The 17940-nt window shown below is 66.7% G+C and carries 21 protein-coding genes and 1 pseudogene; 13 read left to right on the forward strand and 9 right to left on the reverse strand.

Annotated elements, in window-relative coordinates; all coding sequences use genetic code 11:
• Window positions 1-285 (forward strand): annotated as a pseudogene (locus ACLQ3C_RS20140) (hypothetical protein); the annotation flags it as partial.
• Window positions 286-371: 86 nt separating this feature from the next.
• Here the strand turns inward: ACLQ3C_RS20140 and ACLQ3C_RS20145 are convergent.
• The 4 genes from ACLQ3C_RS20145 to ACLQ3C_RS20160 all read right to left on the reverse strand — a co-directional run bounded on the left by ACLQ3C_RS20145 (window position 372) and on the right by ACLQ3C_RS20160 (window position 5598).
• On the reverse strand, window positions 372-1079 hold the full coding sequence (locus tag ACLQ3C_RS20145; protein WP_425706877.1) for a GntR family transcriptional regulator: 708 nt from the start codon (window positions 1077-1079) through the stop codon (window positions 372-374).
• Window positions 1076-3181 (reverse strand): alpha/beta hydrolase family protein, encoded by a 2106-nt coding sequence (locus tag ACLQ3C_RS20150; protein WP_425706878.1) that lies wholly within the window; start codon window positions 3179-3181, stop codon window positions 1076-1078. Before ACLQ3C_RS20150 ends, ACLQ3C_RS20145 begins: the two co-directional genes overlap by 4 nt.
• Window positions 3178-4980, reverse strand: a complete 1803-nt coding sequence (locus ACLQ3C_RS20155) for an N-acetylglutaminylglutamine amidotransferase (protein ID WP_425706879.1) — start codon at window positions 4978-4980, stop codon at window positions 3178-3180. Before ACLQ3C_RS20155 ends, ACLQ3C_RS20150 begins: the two co-directional genes overlap by 4 nt.
• Before the next feature lie 120 nt (window positions 4981-5100).
• Entirely contained in the window at window positions 5101-5598 is a 498-nt protein-coding gene (locus tag ACLQ3C_RS20160) for a hotdog fold domain-containing protein (protein WP_425706880.1), read from the reverse strand.
• A gap of 220 nt (window positions 5599-5818) precedes the next feature.
• Between ACLQ3C_RS20160 and ACLQ3C_RS20165 the strand changes: the two genes are divergently transcribed.
• The 12 genes from ACLQ3C_RS20165 (at window position 5819) to rpsQ (ending at window position 12842) form a co-directional block, all read left to right on the forward strand.
• Entirely contained in the window at window positions 5819-7036 is a 1218-nt protein-coding gene (locus ACLQ3C_RS20165) for a hypothetical protein (protein ID WP_425706881.1), read from the forward strand.
• Window positions 7037-7495: 459 nt separating this feature from the next.
• Window positions 7496-7801: a 30S ribosomal protein S10 gene (gene rpsJ / locus ACLQ3C_RS20170; protein ID WP_003938093.1), complete on the forward strand. Its 306-nt coding sequence runs from the start codon at window positions 7496-7498 to the stop codon at window positions 7799-7801.
• Between the two features lie 19 nt (window positions 7802-7820).
• The gene (rplC, locus tag ACLQ3C_RS20175; RefSeq protein WP_425706882.1) at window positions 7821-8513 is read left to right on the forward strand and encodes a 50S ribosomal protein L3; all 693 of its coding nucleotides are present in this window, start codon (window positions 7821-7823) and stop codon (window positions 8511-8513) included.
• 11 nt (window positions 8514-8524) lie between these two features.
• Window positions 8525-9199, forward strand: a complete 675-nt coding sequence (rplD, locus tag ACLQ3C_RS20180; protein ID WP_425706897.1) for a 50S ribosomal protein L4 — start codon at window positions 8525-8527, stop codon at window positions 9197-9199.
• A 2-nt stretch (window positions 9200-9201) separates the two neighbouring features.
• Complete coding sequence (gene rplW, locus ACLQ3C_RS20185) at window positions 9202-9507, forward strand: 50S ribosomal protein L23 (RefSeq protein ID WP_425706883.1); 306 nt, start codon at window positions 9202-9204, stop codon at window positions 9505-9507.
• 30 nt (window positions 9508-9537) lie between these two features.
• Entirely contained in the window at window positions 9538-10374 is an 837-nt protein-coding gene (rplB, locus tag ACLQ3C_RS20190; RefSeq protein WP_425706884.1) for a 50S ribosomal protein L2, read from the forward strand.
• A 21-nt stretch (window positions 10375-10395) separates the two neighbouring features.
• Complete coding sequence (gene rpsS, locus ACLQ3C_RS20195; protein ID WP_006332376.1) at window positions 10396-10677, forward strand: 30S ribosomal protein S19; 282 nt, start codon at window positions 10396-10398, stop codon at window positions 10675-10677.
• Window positions 10678-10680: 3 nt separating this feature from the next.
• Window positions 10681-11091: a 50S ribosomal protein L22 gene (rplV, locus tag ACLQ3C_RS20200; RefSeq protein WP_425706885.1), complete on the forward strand. Its 411-nt coding sequence runs from the start codon at window positions 10681-10683 to the stop codon at window positions 11089-11091.
• A gap of 2 nt (window positions 11092-11093) precedes the next feature.
• Entirely contained in the window at window positions 11094-11909 is an 816-nt protein-coding gene (gene rpsC, locus ACLQ3C_RS20205) for a 30S ribosomal protein S3 (RefSeq protein WP_425706886.1), read from the forward strand.
• A 2-nt stretch (window positions 11910-11911) separates the two neighbouring features.
• Window positions 11912-12328: a 50S ribosomal protein L16 gene (gene rplP / locus ACLQ3C_RS20210; RefSeq protein WP_425706887.1), complete on the forward strand. Its 417-nt coding sequence runs from the start codon at window positions 11912-11914 to the stop codon at window positions 12326-12328.
• Window positions 12328-12561, forward strand: a complete 234-nt coding sequence (gene rpmC / locus ACLQ3C_RS20215) for a 50S ribosomal protein L29 (protein ID WP_425706888.1) — start codon at window positions 12328-12330, stop codon at window positions 12559-12561. Before rplP ends, rpmC begins: the two co-directional genes overlap by 1 nt.
• Window positions 12558-12842: a 30S ribosomal protein S17 gene (rpsQ, locus tag ACLQ3C_RS20220; RefSeq protein WP_425706889.1), complete on the forward strand. Its 285-nt coding sequence runs from the start codon at window positions 12558-12560 to the stop codon at window positions 12840-12842. Before rpmC ends, rpsQ begins: the two co-directional genes overlap by 4 nt.
• 137 nt (window positions 12843-12979) lie before the next feature.
• Here the strand turns inward: rpsQ and ACLQ3C_RS20225 are convergent, their stop codons facing one another.
• The 5 genes from ACLQ3C_RS20225 to ACLQ3C_RS20245 all read right to left on the reverse strand — a co-directional run bounded on the left by ACLQ3C_RS20225 (window position 12980) and on the right by ACLQ3C_RS20245 (window position 17667).
• On the reverse strand, window positions 12980-14410 hold the full coding sequence (locus ACLQ3C_RS20225; protein ID WP_425706890.1) for a protein kinase domain-containing protein: 1431 nt from the start codon (window positions 14408-14410) through the stop codon (window positions 12980-12982).
• A gap of 79 nt (window positions 14411-14489) precedes the next feature.
• Window positions 14490-14846 (reverse strand): GNAT family N-acetyltransferase, encoded by a 357-nt coding sequence (locus ACLQ3C_RS20230; protein WP_425706891.1) that lies wholly within the window; start codon window positions 14844-14846, stop codon window positions 14490-14492.
• A 96-nt stretch (window positions 14847-14942) separates the two neighbouring features.
• Window positions 14943-15758, reverse strand: coding sequence for an ABC transporter permease (locus ACLQ3C_RS20235; protein ID WP_425706892.1), 816 nt, complete (start codon window positions 15756-15758; stop codon window positions 14943-14945).
• Window positions 15755-16582 (reverse strand): ABC transporter permease, encoded by an 828-nt coding sequence (locus ACLQ3C_RS20240; RefSeq protein WP_425706893.1) that lies wholly within the window; start codon window positions 16580-16582, stop codon window positions 15755-15757. The genes ACLQ3C_RS20235 and ACLQ3C_RS20240 overlap by 4 nt, the downstream gene beginning before the upstream one ends.
• On the reverse strand, window positions 16579-17667 hold the full coding sequence (locus ACLQ3C_RS20245) for an ATP-binding cassette domain-containing protein (RefSeq protein ID WP_425706894.1): 1089 nt from the start codon (window positions 17665-17667) through the stop codon (window positions 16579-16581). Before ACLQ3C_RS20245 ends, ACLQ3C_RS20240 begins: the two co-directional genes overlap by 4 nt.
• Window positions 17668-17940: the final 273 nt, after the last annotated feature.

Below are 17940 nucleotides of genomic sequence, written 5' to 3' on the forward strand. Positions count from 1 at the left end.
GAGCCGTCGGTGGTGTGTGGGCGTCCGATTGTGGTGGCGGATGGGGCGTCGGCGGTGGTTCGGGTGGCGGCGTTTGTTGAGGTGAGTCCGGTGCGGGGGTTTGTGTTGGAGGATGCGGTGGTGTCTCGGGTGGATGGTGGGTGGCGGGTGTTTGTGCGGGATCGGCCGGGTGAGTTTCGGGCTGATCGGACATATTTTTTGGTGGCTGATGATGGTCGGGTGTTTGCGGTGTCGTCGGGGGAGCCGCCGGCGGATGCGGTGGCCAGATTGTTGACGAACCGTTGAGCGCGTTGCGGATTCACGCCGCGGACAGAACAGTCCACCTGTTCGACGGTGATGACGTGGTCAGGCAGAGCGGCGCTCGCCGGGACTCACTCGTCCGGTAACAGACCGAGCCGGTCGGCGGTCTCGAGGATCGCGGTCTCGAGCCGCGAATGATGGGCGCGGGCGACGTCGAGCACGGTGGCGACGTCACGGGCGGCGAAGCCGTCGAGCATCGCCGCATGGTCGTCGTTGAGCAGCTGCTGCGTCGCCGCGCCGACGCTGCGCATCATCTGGAACGGCTCGGTCAGATTCCATGTCGACTCGAACATCGACAACAGACGCGGCATCCCGCACGGGGTGGTGAGACTGACGTGGAATTGCCGTGAGATGTCGTGAAACGACTTGCCGTCCTGCCACTTCGTCGCGGTCAACAGCTGCTGGTGCCAGTCGCGGGCACGGGCGAGGTCGGCGTCGTCGACCCGTTCCACCGCCTGTGCGAGCGCGGCCTGTTCGAGAACGCCCCGCACGAAGTAGATCTCCTTGAGTTCGTCGGTCGACAGTGAGCTGACCCGGTACCCGGAATTGCGTTGGTGGACAACGAGTCCTTCTCCGACCAGGGTTTTGAGCGCCTCCCGCACCGGGATCGGACTCACGCGAAAGGCATCGGCGACCTCGCCCGGCGGTATGCCGGTACCCGGCGGCGCGCCGCCGGAGAGGATCAGCCGGCGCAACTCCTCCTCGATGTTGGCGTGGTCGTGTAACGAGCGCACCTCGACGAGTTTGGCGACCAGCGGGTTGGGGCGGCGACGGTTCATGACGTCTCCGAACCGTATTCGAAAGAGATACCTGTATCGCAGCCGAATTCGGCTTCGCGTGCCAGCCGCACCGACTCGGCGTGCGCGACGGCCGCCGACGGATGGCGGCGCACCCAGTCGGCGACGGATTCGGTCAGCCGCTGCTGATTATCACGTTTGACGATCTCATGGCCCTCGTCACCGAACATCAACAATTCGGCGACCCGGCCCCGCGAACGCAGCTCGTTCACGATCTGCTGGGACTCGCTGACCGGCACATTGGTGTCGTGGGCGCCGTGGATCACCAGCAGTGGTGCGCGCACCTCGTCGATCCGATGGATCGGCGACAGGTCACGCAGCAGCTCCCGATCCGATTCCGGATGACCGTATTTGGTGTAGGCCGCGACCGCGATCCACGGTTCGGTGTTGCGGAAGAACGACTCGAGATCGCTCATCCCGCAGATCGCGATGCCTGCGGCGAACAGTGTGGGGTGAAAGGTCAGGCACGCCAACGTCAGATACCCGCCGTAGGATCGGCCGGACGCGTAGAGGGCATCGGCATCGGCGATGCCGGAGTCGACCAGATATGCCGCGCAGTCGGCGGCGTCGTCGATGCCCGCGTACCGGCCGTAGCGGTCGTCGGCGTGGGAGAACAACCGTCCGTAACCCGACGACCCACGCACATTGGGCGCGAACACCCCGATCCCGGCATCGACGAGCGGTCCGAACAGGAACTGGTAGTCCGGCCGGGTCTGCGACTCGGGACCGCCGTGGAAATACAGCAGGTATGGCGTGGGCAGTCCGTCGGACTCTGCCGGCGCGTGCGGTGGGCCGAACAGCCAGCCCGACAACGGCATTCCGTCGCGGGCAGAGAACTCGTGCAGCTCCGGACGCAGTGTGTGCGACGGTCCGGAGCCGGTCACCACGTCGTCCCGGACCGGCATGACCTCGCGGGTCACGGTGTTGACCAGATGCACCATCGGCGAGCGCTGCGGACTCGACACGGTCACCGCGATCAAGGTGCCCGCAGCGCTGATCGACAACTGCGCGGCGACGTCGCCGGGCAGCGGGATCGGGTCGTGCAGTGTCTGGTCGGGCAGTGTCATGATCTGTAACTCGCTGTGGCCGTCGACATTCCACAGCATCGCGATCGTCGACTGGTCATGGGAGACCGCGAAGGCGTCCAGTCCACTGCCGGCACGCTCCGCCAGCACCCGGAACCGTGTGCCGCTGGCGGCCACCTCGACGCCGAGCAGACGCGGATACTTCGCATCGAAGTCGCTGCGGACCACCGCCTGGACCGAATCGAGGTCGCGGCGCGAGTCCTGCGGCGGATCGACGAACACCAGCGACGGATGATCGAAGCCCTGATCGAGGATGTAGCCGTCGTCGGTGACCGAGCCCGGATCGTTGGGCAGCAGGGTCGTCATCTCGATTTCGGGTTCGCCGTCGAGGGCGTCGTCGCCGGTGTGTACGCGGCGCCGCAGCAGCAGCATGTCGTGGTAGCCGCGCGGACCGACCCGCAGCAGCGTCGCACCCTTCCACGAGTCGACGAGGGCGCCGCCGACCCGGACGTCGAGGGTCTGGGTGGCGCCGGTGCCCGGGTGGACGCGCAGCGAATGCGCGGTGCCGTCGGTGGCGGTCGCGGTGATGAGAACCCAGTCGGCGTCCCAGCCGACGAGGGTGACGGTGCCGAACGACAGTCCCGCGCCCGGGGTGTAGGGATTGCCATCGGGCCGGAGCCCGGCGACACGGTGCGCCGTGTCGTCGCCGGGGTCGGTCGTCACCACCCACACCTGATGGCGTTCGCCGCCGCTGGGCGCGAGCTCGACCGCGAGCCACTGACCGTCACTGGAATGTTCGACCTTGCGGACCGGACCGGTCGCGGGTACCCGGACCCAGCGCAGCTCGCCGACGCCCTCGGTCGTCAGAACCCGTTGCGCGGCACGGGGATACCCGACTCCGTCGTCGACGATGTAGGCGAAGGCGGACCCGTCCGGGGACACCGACGGGCCATAGGTGTGCCACCCGGTCTCATCGAAGCGCACCGAGAACGCCGGCTCGGGGATGCCGCCCGTCGTGGCATCGCGCGCGTCGGCGCCGGTCGGAACGGGCGGGGTCACGGTGCGGTGAGGCCTTCCATGCTCTGCAACCACATCTCCAGCATCGCGACCTGCCACAGTTCGTTGCCGTCGAGGGTGGTGCGAATCCCGTTGGGGTCGGCGAACAATCGGTCGAGCGCGGCCGGCCGGTACAACCCACGGTCCTTCGCCGACTGCGTGTGCAGCGCGTCGCCGACCAGATCGAAGACCGGCCCCTCGAGGTGGCGGATACCGGGCACCGGGAAGTAGCCCTTGGTACGGTCGATGATCGCCGACGGCAGCAGGGCCCGGCTCGCCTGCTTGAGCACGCCCTTGCCGCCGTGGGCGAGTTTGAGGTCGGGTGGGCAGGTGGCGGCGAGCTCGACGAACTCGTGGTCGAGAAACGGCACGCGTGCCTCCAGGCCCCAGGCCATCGTCATCGTGTCCACCCGTTTCACCGGGTCGTCGACGAGCATGATGGTGGTGTCGGTGCGCAGTGCGGCGTCGACGGCTGTTTCGGCGCCCGGTGCGGACTGATGCGCGTGCACGAACTCCCAGCTCGGGTCGTAGTCGTTGTCGCCCAACAGGTATGGGTCGGCGAGGATCGCGGTGATGTCCGCGTGCGACCGGTCGAAGAAGACCTCCCGATAGGCCTTGGTGGTCTCCGGCCGGGCGATGTCCCGCAGTGGCGGGTACCAGGAGTAGCCGCCGAGTATCTCGTCGGCACCCTGGCCGGACTGTACGACCTTGATCGACTTGCTGACCTCCTGGGAGAGCAGGTAGAACGCGACGCAATCGTGGCTGACCATCGGTTCGCTCATCGCGGCGATGGTGTCCGGGACCGCGGGCAGCAGCCGGTCGGTGCCGATGTGGATCTTGTGATGATCGGTACCGAAGGTGTCGGCGACCAGATCCGAGTACGCATATTCGTCCCCGGATTCGCCTGCCGCCGAATCGAATCCGATGCTGAAGGTGGCGAGGTCGGCCTGCCCCTGTTCGGCCAGCAACGCCACCACCAACGAGGAGTCGATACCGCCGGAGAGCAGGACCCCGACGGGCACGTCGGCGACCATCCGACGCCGCACGGATGTGCGCAGCGAGTCCATCAGCTCGTGCCCCCAGCGCTGCGCGTCCCAGTCGGCACGGTCGGGATGCGGGGCGAAAACCGGCTCCCAATAACGGTGTTCGGTGCTGCGCCCCTCGCGGGTGATGGTGCGCGCGGTCGCCGGCGGCAGTTTGCGGATGCCGTTGTACATGGTGTGCGGAGCCGGCACCACCGCGTGGAAACTGAAGTAATGGTGCAGCGCAACGCGATCGATGGTGGTGTCGACGTCACCGGCCCGTAAGAGCGCCTGCACCGACGACGCGAACCGCAATCGGCCCGGCGTCTCGGCCAGGTAGAGCGGTTTGATACCCAACCGGTCGCGCGCCAGAGTGACCGTCCCCGAATCGGTGTCGGTGATGGCAAAGGCGAACATCCCGATCAGATGGTCGACGCAGTCGGCGCCCCACGCGTGGAAGGCCTTCAGGATGACCTCGGAATCGGCGTGCGAGAAGAAGCGGTATCCCTTGCCCTCCAGCTCGGTGCGCAACTGCTCGTAGTTGTAGATGCAGCCGTTGAACACGAGTGCCAGTCCCAGTTCGGGATCGATCATCGGCTGACCGCCGCGCTCGGAGAGGTCGATGATCTGGAGACGCCGATGCCCCAAGGCCACACTGCCTTTGACGAACAGGCCCCCGGCGTCCGGACCGCGCCGGGTCATCGCGCAGGTCATCGCGTCGACGGCGGCGACGTCGGGCGCCCGTCCGTCGAAGCGGATCTCGCCGCAGACTCCACACATGCGATCTGTCCTTCCGTCGACCTGGTCCTGGCATCGACACTGCCAGGCCGGCGAGTGAGGCGGATGACGTCTGCGCCCAGCCTAGGAGCTTCGACGCGCCGCGTCAGTGCGAACCGTGTGTCAGCGTGGCGTCACCCAGGTGGTGATGTCGGCGTGGACGACCTCGGTGCCGTCCGTGTCGAGGATGCGGATCGACACGACGACGTCGGTGCCGGTGGTGATGGCCGCGGTGTCGAGGGGCTCGGCGAGGCTCGCCTCGGCGGTCAGCCGGGTCGTGGCCTTGGCCAGGTACTGGGTGGACATTGCCTTGGGCAGCCAGCGATGTGAGGTCGGCAGCGTCGCCTCCATCAGCATGCCCATCGCCGCCTCGGCGAGGTTGCAGGCGGCGATCGCGTGGAAGGTGCCGATGTGGTTGTACACGCCGAACCATTTGGGGGCGCTGACCCGGCAGAAACCCGGCCCCATCCGTTCGACCAGGGGCAGCACGGTGCCGAAGTAGGGCACCCGCGCGACCATACCCAGCGAGAACAAGGCGTGGCCGAGAACGTTGTCCGGAAGCCGGCGGCGCAGGGCGTACGTCGCGGTCACTCCGGCAGCGGGTGCATTGTCTGTCGTCATGGGCTCCGACGATAACCGCCCGGCCCCGGGCCGGGGCACACCTGGAATCGGTAGACGTGTGGTCGCGGTTTCCGCGACCGATGTCTACCGATTCGAGGATTCGTCGATTCGAACGATCGGCGCCGCCGTTATCGGTGGTCCGTGACGGCGGAGACGATAGGCTGCCAACATCAACGACGTCACAGTGCCGCGGGCGTCGGCATCGGGCGGGAGGTCGAGCGTGACATTCGGGAACCAGGGCGGGCCGGGTGAAGGTCAGAATCCGAATCAGGGTTTCGGGGCGCCGGGCTCCGGTCAGCCGGGATACGGCCAACAACCTAACTATGGTCAGCAACCGGGCTACGGCCAACAACCGGGCTACGGCCAACAACCGGCCTACGGCCAACAACCGGCCTACGGCCAACAACCGGCCTACGGCCAACAACCGGGCTACGGCCAACAACCGGGCTACGGCCAACAACCGGGCTACGGCCAGCCGGGGCAGCCTCAGCCGGGATCGGGCCAACCGGGTTTCGGCGGACCGGCCGGGTCGCCGTTCGGCGCCCCGCCGGCCCCCGCGTCGAACTCACTGGCGTCGCGGATCACCGCACCGCGATCGGGCCGCCCGATGCCGACGCTGATCATCGGCGCCGTGCTGGCGTTCTTCGGGTTGCTGATGGTGATCTTCAGCTTCCTGACATGGGCCACTGCCGAGTTGGACATCAACGAGTCGATCCCGGGGGCAGGGGCCATCAAGGGTTCGGTATCGGCATCGGTGACCGGACTCGGTTCGGAGTCGACCAATAACGATATTGACGTCTCGGGACTCCCCTCGCAGTACCAGAATCAGTTCAATCAGGAGTTCGAGAAGGAACTGAACTCCGGCGACAGCGGTGACGGCACCGCTGCGCCCGGAGTGTGGACGATCGTGTTCGGTGTGCTGCTGATCATCGGTGCGGTTCCGCTGATCCTGCGCAGATTCCCCGCGATCGCATCGATCGGTGCGGTGGTCATCGGGCTCGCCTCACTGATCGCGGTCGCGGTATTTCTCTCCGACCCCGGAGCCGCGGTCTCGGCCGACGGCAAGAGCCCGGCCGACGCGTCGACCGCCGGCGGGCCGGCCCCCGACGTATCCGCCGGATACGGCCTGTGGATCGTCTTCCTCGCAACCCTCGCCGCGCTGATCGCGGCCATCGCCGGGGTGGTGCTGTCCACGCTGCCGACATCCTCCGCGCCCGTGGCCGGCGGATTCGGCGGCGGTCCGATCGGCGGACAGCCCGCATTCGGTTCGACGCCAGGTCAGCAACCCGGCTTCGGTTCAGCTCCTGGTCAACAGCCCGGCTACGGTTCGGCTCCCGGCCAGCAGCCCGGTTTCGGGTCGGCGCCGGGTCAGCAGTGGCCGGGCCAACAGCCTGGTTACGGGTCGGGCCCCGGTCAGCAGTGGCCCGGTCAGCAGTAACCCAGGGCGGCAACTGAGGAGAACGCGGTCCGAGCATGTCGACGCCCACGGTGTACCACCTGCGCCGACAAGCCCGGGCCGCGTTCTAGCATGCCGGATGATCGGGCAGTGATCGGCGGATTTGAATCCCCACCCCGACCTGGTGCATACTTGTCGGGTTGCCTGGAACGGCGGACGCAGGAAAGCCTGCGTCCATCCCCCGGGTACATGACTCCCAGGCCCGGAAATCGGGGACTGGGCGTGTAACGCGTGGCCGTTCCCGGTTCACGGACTCGACACGCCCGACCGCGGGTGCCGGAGCAAATCGGCTCGTCCCCAGTGGCGAGCCAACGTACAACGACAGATGAACAGCGTCGATCCCGACTCTCACGCGGTGATCTATGTGCCCGCGGGCGGCCTGCGCCGGCCCAGGTGCGCGGTGTTTGTCTGTCGAGAACAACTGACGGAAGAGGACACAGCGTGGCGGGACAGAAGATCCGCATCAGGCTCAAGGCCTATGACCACGAGGCGATCGACGCTTCGGCGCGCAAGATCGTGGAAACCGTGACCCGTACCGGGGCACGCGTGGTCGGCCCGGTGCCGTTGCCGACCGAGAAGAACGTGTACTGCGTCATCCGTTCGCCGCATAAGTACAAGGACAGCCGCGAACACTTCGAGATGCGTACCCATAAGCGACTCATCGACATCCTCGACCCGACGCCGAAGACGGTTGACGCGCTGATGCGCATCGACCTGCCGGCCAGCGTCGACGTCAACATCCAGTAGGGCGGGGGCGAAGAGAATCATGAGTAATCAGAAGAGCATTGCAAACCAAGGTGCCACACGCGGGATCCTGGGCACCAAACTCGGCATGACCCAGGTCTTCGACGAGAACAACCGCGTCGTTCCGGTCACCGTCATCCAAGCGGGCCCGAATGTCGTGACCCAGCTGCGGACTGCAGAGCGCGACGGTTACACCGCCGTGCAGGTCGCCTACGGCGCCATCGATCCGCGCAAGGTCTCCAAGCCCGTCACCGGCCAGTACGCCAAGGCGGGGGTCACCCCGCGCCGGCATCTGGCCGAGATCCGGGTGGCCGACGTCAGCGCACTCGAGATCGGTCAGGAACTGACCGCCGAGATCTTCGCCGACGGCGCGCTGGTGGATGTCACCGGTACGTCCAAGGGCAAGGGCTTCGCGGGTCCGATGAAGCGTCACGGCTTCTCCGGTCTCGGCGCCAGCCACGGCGTGCACCGTGTGCACCGCGCACCGGGTTCGATCGGTGGCTGCGCCACCCCGGGCCGCGTGTTCAAGGGCATGCGGATGGCTGGACGTATGGGTAACGACAAGGTGACCACACAGAATCTCGTCGTCCACAAGGTGGACGCCGAGGCCGGTCTGCTGCTGATCAAGGGAGCGATCCCGGGTCGCAGGGGCGGCATCGTGGTGGTTCGCGACGCCGTCAAGGGCAACACAGTGAAGGGTGGTGCGCAGCAATGAGCACCGAGACAGTGACCACACAGAGCACAACCAAGCTGACGCTGGACGTCAAGACCGCCGACGGCTCGACCAACGGAACCGTTGATCTGCCCGCCGAGCTGTTCGACGCCCCCGCCAACATCGCGCTGATGCATCAGGTCGTGGTGGCCCAGCAGGCCGCCGCACGCCAGGGCACGCACTCCACCAAGACCCGCGGCGAAGTCCGCGGTGGTGGAGCAAAGCCGTACCGGCAGAAGGGCACCGGCCGCGCCCGTCAGGGTTCGACCCGCGCACCTCAGTTCGCCGGTGGTGGCACCGTGCACGGTCCGCAGCCGCGCGACTACAGCCAGCGCACCCCCAAGAAGATGAAGGCGGCCGCGCTGCGCGGCGCGCTGAGTGATCGTGCTCGTAACGAGCGCATCCACGTCATCACCGAACTGGTTGCCGGACAGGCTCCTTCGACCAAATCGGCCCGCCAGTTCCTGGATATCCTCTCGGATCGCCGCAAGTTCCTGGTGGTGCTGGGACGTGAGGACCTGACCGCGTGGAAGAGCGTGGCGAACCTCGACAACGTGCTGCCGATCGCCGCCGATCAGCTCAACACCTACGACGTCCTCGACGCCGACGAGGTGGTGTTCAGCGTGGAGACGCTGGCTGCGTTCATCGCCGGCAACACCAAGACCACTGACAACGCAGAGGAGGCGTGAGCATGGCTATCCAGGCCAACCCGCGCGACATCATCCTGGCGCCGGTGATCTCGGAGAAGTCCTACGGGCTCATGGAGGAGAACGTGTACACCTTCCTGGTGCACCCGGACTCCAACAAGACGCAGATCAAAATCGCCATCGAGCAGATCTTCGACGTGAGCGTCGACAGCGTCAACACCGCGAACCGGCAGGGCAAGCGCAAGCGGACCCGCTTCGGCTACGGCCAGCGCCGCTCCACCAAGCGCGCCTTCGTGACGCTGACCGCCGACAGCAAGCCCATCGAGATCTTCGGAGGCTCGGTCAGCTGACCGGGACTCTTGGAATAGAGGGACTTTCACATGGCTATTCGTAAATACAAGCCGACGACCCCGGGTCGTCGCGGATCCAGTGGCGCGGATTTCTCCGAGGTCACCCGCGATCATCCGGAGAAGTCGCTGGTCCGTCCGCTGCACGGCCGCGGTGGCCGTAACGCGCACGGTCGGATCACCACCCGCCACAAGGGCGGCGGTCACAAGCGCGCCTACCGTCTGATCGACTTCCGTCGCAACGACAAGGACGGCGTCAACGCCAAGGTCGCCCACATCGAGTACGACCCGAACCGCACTGCGCGGATCGCGTTGCTGCACTACATCGATGGCGAGAAGCGCTACATCATCGCGCCGCGTGGACTCAAGCAGGGCGACGTGGTGGAGAGCGGCGCGGCCGCCGACATCAAGCCCGGCAACAACCTGCCGCTGCGTAACATCCCGACCGGTACCCAGGTCCACGCCGTGGAGCTGCGACCGGGCGGTGGGGCCAAGATGGCCCGCAGCGCCGGTGCCTCGATCCAGCTGCTGGGCAAGGAGGGCGCCTACGCGACCCTGCGTATGCCCTCCGGCGAGATCCGCCGCGTCGACGTGCGCTGCCGCGCCACCGTCGGCGAGGTGGGCAACGCCGAACAGTCCAACATCAACTGGGGCAAGGCCGGCCGTATGCGCTGGAAGGGCAAGCGCCCCACCGTCCGTGGTGTTGTGATGAACCCGGTCGACCACCCGCATGGTGGCGGCGAGGGCAAGACCTCCGGTGGTCGCCACCCGGTCAGCCCGTGGGGTAAGCCCGAGGGCCGTACCCGCAAGAACAAGGCCAGCGACAAGCTGATCGTCCGCCGCCGGCGTACCGGCAAGAACAAACGATAAGAAACAGGAGGAGGTAGAAGAATGCCACGCAGCCTCAAAAAGGGCCCGTTCGTCGACGACCATCTCCTGAAGAAGGTCGATGTTCAGAACGAGAAGGGCACCAAGCAGGTCATCAAGACCTGGTCGCGCCGTTCGACCATCATCCCCGACTTCATCGGTCACACCTTCGCCGTCCACGACGGTCGCAAGCATGTCCCGGTGTTCGTCTCGGACAACATGGTCGGGCACAAGCTGGGCGAGTTCGCGCCCACCCGCACCTTCAAGGGTCACATCAAGGATGACCGGAAAGCGAAGCGCCGGTAAGCCATGACTACTCAAACCGAGAACCCCACAGCGAAGGCGACCGCGAAGTTCGTTCGCGTGACGCCGATGAAGGCGCGTCGTGTGATCGATCTGATCCGCGGCAAGAACGTCGACGAGGCCCTCGACATCCTGCGGTTCGCTCCGCAGTCGGCCTCCGAGACGGTGTACAAGGTCCTCGCCAGTGCGGTGGCCAACGCCGAGAACAATCTGGACCTCGATCGACGGAGCCTGGTCGTTGCGACCGCGTTCGCCGATGAGGGTCCGACCATGAAGCGGTTCCAGCCGCGTGCCCAGGGCCGCGCCTTCCGTATCCGCAAGCGCACCAGCCACATCACCGTGGTCGTGGAGAGCTTGCCGGAGCAGGCCGGTGCCACTCGCGGACGCTCGCGTCAGCCGAAGAAGAAGGGAGCCTAGCAGTGGGCCAGAAAATCAACCCGCACGGCTTCCGTCTGGGCATCACCACCGACTGGAACAGCCGTTGGTACGCAGACAAGCAGTACGCGGAGTACGTGAAAGAGGATGTCGCCATCCGCAAGCTCCTGTCCACCGGACTCGAGCGTGCAGGCATCGCGAAGGTGGAGATCGAGCGCACCCGGGACCGGGTTCGCGTCGACATCCACACCGCACGTCCGGGCATCGTCATCGGTCGCCGTGGCGCCGAGGCCGACCGCATCCGTGGTGAGCTGGAGAAGTTGACCGGCAAGCAGGTGCAGTTGAACATCCTCGAGGTCAAGAACCCCGAGTCCGAGGCCCAGCTGGTGGCCCAGGGTGTCGCCGAGCAGCTCAGCAACCGCGTGGCGTTCCGTCGCGCGATGCGTAAGGCGATCCAGTCGGCGATGCGTCAGCCCAACGTCAAGGGCATCCGGGTGCAGTGCTCGGGCCGCCTTGGCGGTGCGGAGATGAGCCGCAGCGAGTTCTATCGCGAAGGTCGGGTGCCGCTGCATACGCTGCGCGCCGACATCGACTACGGACTGCACGAGGCGAAGACGACCTTCGGCCGCATCGGCGTGAAGGTGTGGATCTACAAGGGCGACATCGTCGGTGGCAAGCGTGAACTGTCGGCAGCGGCTCCGGCCGCCGAGGACCGTCGTGCGCGCCGGCCGAGCCGGCCCCGCCGCAGCGGTGCCTCGGGCACCACTGCCACGAGCACCGATGCCGGTCGCGCCGCGGAGTCTTCCGGCGGCGAGGCCGCAGTCGGAGCATCCGCCGGTGCAGAGAAGCAGGAGGGCTAGCAATGTTGATCCCACGGCGGGTCAAACACCGCAAGCAGCATCACCCGAGCCTGAAGGGTCAGGCATCGGGCGGCACCAAGGTGACGTTCGGTGATTTCGGCATCCAGGCACTGGAGAGCGCCTACATCACCAACCGTCAGATCGAGTCCGCTCGTATCGCCATCAACCGGCACATCAAGCGTGGCGGCAAGGTGTGGATCAACATCTTCCCGGACCGTCCGCTCACCAAGAAGCCGGCCGAGACCCGCATGGGTTCGGGTAAGGGTTCGCCCGAGTGGTGGGTGGCCCCGGTCAAGCCGGGCCGCGTGCTGTTCGAGATGACCTACCCGAATGAGGAGACCGCTCGCGAGGCCCTGCGTCGCGCGCAGCACAAGCTCCCGATCAAGACCCGAATCGTGACCAGAGAGGAGCAGTTCTGATGGGACTCGGAGTTGCCGCAGCCGAACTGCGTGACCTCAGTGACAACGATCTGGTCGACCGCTTGAAAGAGTCGAAGGAAGAGCTCTTCAACCTTCGTTTCCAGATGGCCACCGGCCAGCTCGACAACAATCGCCGTCTGCGGACCGTGCGTCGCGAGATCGCGCGCGTCTACACCGTGATGCGCGAGCGCGAGCTGGGTCTGGCGTCGGGACCGGATGGTGATGACGCATGAGTGAGGACCAGAAGGTGACCGATACCAAGGTACGTGCCAGCCGCAAGGAGCGGATCGGCTACGTCGTCAGTGACAAGATGCAGAAGACCATTGTGGTCGAGCTGGAAAGTCGTTCGCGGCATCCGCTGTACGGCAAGATCATCCGGACCACGAGCAAGGTCAAGGCGCACGACGAGAACGGCGTTGCCGGCGTCGGCGACCGCGTGCGGATCATGGAGACCCGCCCGTTGTCGGCGACCAAGCACTGGCGCCTCGTCGAGGTGCTGGAGAAGGCCAAGTAAGCCTGCTCGAAACGCAATGACATCTGTCCGCGGCCCGCTTCCCCTATGGGAGGCGGGCCGCAGACATATGTCGGGACCGGACGGACTGTCTGCAGCCGGGCAGTCCGGAACCGACCGACCGTGCGACCACGCCCGCGTCAGGCCGTGGCGATGAACCCGATCAGCATGACGACGCTGAACAGCAGACCGAGAACACCGACGGCGATGCCGGCGATCGCCAGGCCCCGTTTGTTCGTCGTCGGGGCCGTCCCGGGCGCCTGCTGCGCACGCGAGAGTCTCAGACTGCTGGTGCCGAAGTAGATCGCCACACCGCCCAATATGATTCCGCCGACGCCGAACAGGCAGCTGCCGACGAAGGACACCAGCGCGCAGATCAGCGACCACAACGCCTGATTGTCTGCACGACGGTTGGGCGCCGGCGGATACGCCGCAGGCGCACCGTAGGACGTGACCGCATACGACGCCGCCGGATAGGGCGGTGAGTACGGCGGTGGTGGATTGTGGCGCCCCGGTGAACTGGGTGGCGGGGTGTTCGCGGGCCGGGTGTTCGGGGGCGGGGCGTAGGGGGGCGGGGTGACACCCGGCGATGCCGGGGGCAGGGCCGAGTGTCCGGCCGTTTTCGACTTGGCGAGTGGGACCGGCGTCCCCGGGTCGGCGGCCGGCGCATGCGGCGATGAAGCGGAGCCGACGGGCGCAGGTGTGACGGTGGGCGCGGCCGGCGTGGTGGTGAGCGCGGCGTCGAGGTCGGCGGCGAACTCCGAGCACGTGCGATAGCGGCGAGCCGGGTCCTTTTCCAGCGCGCGCCCGAGTACCTGGTCCACCCGGCGCGACAGGTCGGGCCGGCGAGTCGTGATGGGCGGTGGCGGCTCGCTCATCTGTTGACGGATCAATGCGGCGACATTGGTGTTGGCGAATGGGGTTGCGCCGCTGAGTAACTGGTAGGCCGTACAGGCCAGCGAGTACTCGTCGGCGCGGCCGTCGAGTTTCTCGGCGGCCAGCTGCTCGGGCGAGGAGTACGCGAACGACCCGACGGTCAGGTTGGTGGCGGTCAACCGCGTCTCCTCGAGGATCGGACGCGCGATACCGAAGTCCGCGAGCAGCACGCGGCGGCGCTTCGTCGGTCCGGTGGCCTCGGTGAGGAGGACGTTGGCCGGTTTGACGTCACGGTGCAGAAGGTTCTGGGCGTGCGCGTGATCGAGGGCGTCGGCGACCGCGGTGACGATGTGGGCGACTTCGGCGCCGGGTAGGCCACCCGGGCGAGACGACAGGAGCTCGGCGCCGTCCTGTCCCTCGACGTAGCGCATGGTGATCCACAACTGGCCGTCGGACTCGCCGCGGTCGTAGACGTCGACGACGTTGGGGTGATCGAGACCGGCCGCGAGATCGGCCTCACGGGTGAAGCGACGGCGGAACGCCTCGTCGGAGGAGAGGTTCGCCGGCAGCACCTTGAGCGCGTCGCGGCGGGGCAGGCGCGGATGCTGGGCCAGATACACCTCGCCCATCCCGCCCGCACCGAGCACCCGAATGATCCGATATCCGGCGAACTCCTGACCAACTGTCAACGCCACGCCGCAAGTGTAGTGGGAGAGTGCGACATCTCCGGCGCCCGGCGCAAGAGCGCACGCCGATCAGGGGACGCCGGGCCGATCAGTCGGTGTGCCCGGCCACCCAGTCGATGACCTCCTCGGTCACCGGACGTGTGTCGGCGTCGAACTCGTGGTGCTTTTCCACAAACGCCGCGACCATCGGGCAGACAGCGACGATCACCTTGCCCTGCGCGCGCGTATCCGCGAGCGCCTCGGCGATGAGGATCGTCGCCAGCCCGCGTCCGCCGAACTTCTCGGCCACCTCGGTGTGGAAGAAGATGCGTTCGGTCGCGCCGTCGTGTTCCCGCTCGCGATAGACGGTGACGCCGGCGATCTGCTCGTCGACGCTGATCTGGTAACGCAGCGTGTCGGGAACGTGGGAGACGTCGGCGGTGGCGCCGGTTTTGTCGAGGGGCATGGGACCGAGGGTAGTGCAGATTCCGCGGGCCGGATCGGCGTGCGTGTCGCGGGGTGAACCCGTCAGTGGTATCGCTGAACCAGCGAGCCCCGGGAACTATCGGGCGGTGGCTGCGCGGCGATATCCGCGCAGCGCCGGAACGAGGCAGACCGCGATGATCGCGACCGACCAGATCGCCACCTTGACGAAGTTGTGTGCCACGGGTCCGCCGTCGGCCAACGACCGCATCACTTCGATCGTCGGTGTCATGGGTTGGTTGGCGACGATGGGCTGTAGCCATCCCGGGTAGGCCTCGATGGGGGAGAAGCCCGAGTTGAAGAACATCAAAACGCTGGAGATCAACGACAGCAGGGGGACCAGCGGCGCGGCCGGTCCAGCGCTCACTGCCAGGGCGAGGACGAGTGTCGCGTACGCGACACCGAACATCAGGGTGACGGCGACGATGCCGACGACCGAGGCGATGCCGCCGGTGATCCGGAAGCCCGTCGCCGTCCCTATCGCGAGCAGGAGCGCGGTCACGACGACGATGCGGACCACCTCGCTACCAAGACGCGAGGTGAGGTCGGCGGCGCGATGGATCGGTAAGACGTAGAGCCTGGTGAGAAGTCCGGTACCGCGTTCGGAGTTCAGACGCACGCCGGCGGCGACCGACCCGAACATCGCACTGACGAGGATGACCAGCGGCACGGTCGAGTAGGAGCTGTCCTGCCCGGTCGCCCCGCCGATGGCGTCGCCGAGCACCACCTTGAACATGAGCAGCGTGAGCACGGGAACCACGACGAGCTGGATGAGCATGCCCTTGTCGCCGACCATCACCGACACCTGACGCCACGTCAGGGCGCCGCTCTGCGTCGCCCACGCGCGCAACGACCGCTCGGATCGAGGGACCGTGACCGGCATCTGGGTGGTCATCGGCCCGCCTTTCTGGCCCCGAGTGCACCGAGTACCACCGCGGCGGCGGCCAGGCCGACGCACCACGACACCGTCGGCATGAGTATCGCCCGGGTGGCGCTGCCGTCGCCGAGTGCACGCATCGACGCCGCGAACTGCGAGATCGGCTGATTGCGCACGAAAGGTGCGATCCACTCGGGGAACTGGCTCTCGGGGACGAATCCCGTCGACATCATGCCGAGGATGAGGATGGGCAGTGAGAGTGCCTGACTCGTCGCCTCGGGACTGTCCGACAACAACCCGATCGCGTCGGCGATCGCCGCGATCACGAGTCCGACGACGAGGGCGACGGCGAACAGTCCGATGGTGTCGAGAACAGAGCCGTGCGCACGCCATCCCATCACGAGACTTGTCGCGGTGGCGCAGACGATCGACAGCACCAACAACAGTCCGTTGGTGCCGAGACGTGCGGTCACCGGAATCCATGAGCGCATGGGGAGGGTGCGGAACCGGGTGTGCACGCCCTTCGTCGCATCGTTCGCGGCGCGCATCGCGGCGGCGGACGCGACGAATCCCACCGACTGCAGCGCGATGATCGGCATCAGGAACTGTGCGTAGTCCATCCCGGGATCGGCGTTCATGATGGAGCGAAGGGGCAGATAGAAGCACACCGCGAGCAGGACGGGCGCGACGAACGCGAAGATGAACTCGCCGTTGCCGACGATACCGGCGACGCCGCGCCCGACGAGTACCCAGAGTTGCGTCAGGGCGCGAGGATGCGGCTCGGTACCCGACTGGGGGTCGGTATCGATCGCGGTGAGGCCCGTCGGCACCGCCTCGGTCATGCGCTGGCGCTTCCGTCGGAATGGTGTACGGCGTCGGCGTCGGCGTCGGCTGGGTCGTCGGCCGGGGCGTCGGGACCGGTGAGCGCCAGGAATGCCTCATCGAGGCTTGGGAGACGTAAAGTGATGTCGGACAACCGGATTCCCGCGAGCGTGGTGCGACGAACGATCTCGGCCAAGGTGTCGGCGCCCTCTGGAGCCGGCACCGACACGGCAACCGCCTCGACGTCGCGACCGGTCGTGTCGTCCGTGGGTGTGTCTGCGCGCGTGGCACCGAGGTCGCCGAGGCAGGCGCGCAGCGCTTCGAGTTCCTCCGGTGCGGTGGGAGTCACCTGATAACGCGATGCGCCGGTCGCCGCCTTGAGTTCGGACGCGGTTCCCGAGGCGATCACCCGTCCCTTGTCGATCACCACGATGTGGTCGGAGAGGAAGTCGGCCTCCTCGAGGTACTGGGTGGTCAACAAGATGGTGACGCCCTGATCGCGAAGCGCGGCGACGAGTCGCCAGACGTCCTGTCGGCTGCGCGGATCGAGACCCGTGGTCGGTTCGTCGAGAAACACCACCTCGGGCCTGGTGACCAGGCCACATGCGATGTCGATTCGACGCCGCATGCCACCCGAATACTTTCCGACGCGACGTTCGGCGGCGTCGGTGAGACCGAAGTCGACGAGCAGTTCGTCGGCACGATCGCGCGCCGCCCGCTTGGTCAGCCCCATCAGCCTGCCGAACAGGACCAGGTTGGCCCGGCCGCTGAGCGATTCGTCGAGCGCAGCGAACTGGCCGGTCAGCATGATGGACCGTCTGACCGCCGCGGCGTCGGCCACGACGTCGTGACCGGCGACGGTGGCCGACCCGTCATCTGGCTTGAGCAATGTGCACAGCATGTTGACCGTCGTGGTCTTTCCCGCACCATTGGGGCCCAGGAGTGCGAGGATCGAGCCCTTGTCGACGCTGAACGTGACATCGTCGACGGCGATGTGCTCTCCGAAGCGTTTGTGCAGGCCATTCGCGGCGATTGCGATCTCGGAGGCGGCGCGGTGCCGAGCACGCGAGGTCGGGGCAACCGGTCGGCGGAACGGGTGTGCCATCCGGCACTCCTCTCCCCTGATGACTCGTCTGGACCGGTGGCGTGACCTGCAACCACACGGCGCGACCTGATCGACACTCGAGGCGACTTGTCCACTACGGACTGCCGGATCGACCAAAATGATCCGGTTACCGCATTGAGCGCAGAGTACATCCGGACCGTCGACACGATCCACTATTGCGCAAATCGATTCCTGGATGCGAGAAAAAGTATCCCGTTCGAGGGACATCTGTAACGACCTGGTGCGGATGCGCGATGAACGTCGAGGGTGGCG

It is taken from the genome of Gordonia sp. DT30, from assembly GCF_049844915.1.
In the GTDB taxonomy this organism is placed as follows: domain Bacteria; phylum Actinomycetota; class Actinomycetes; order Mycobacteriales; family Mycobacteriaceae; genus Gordonia.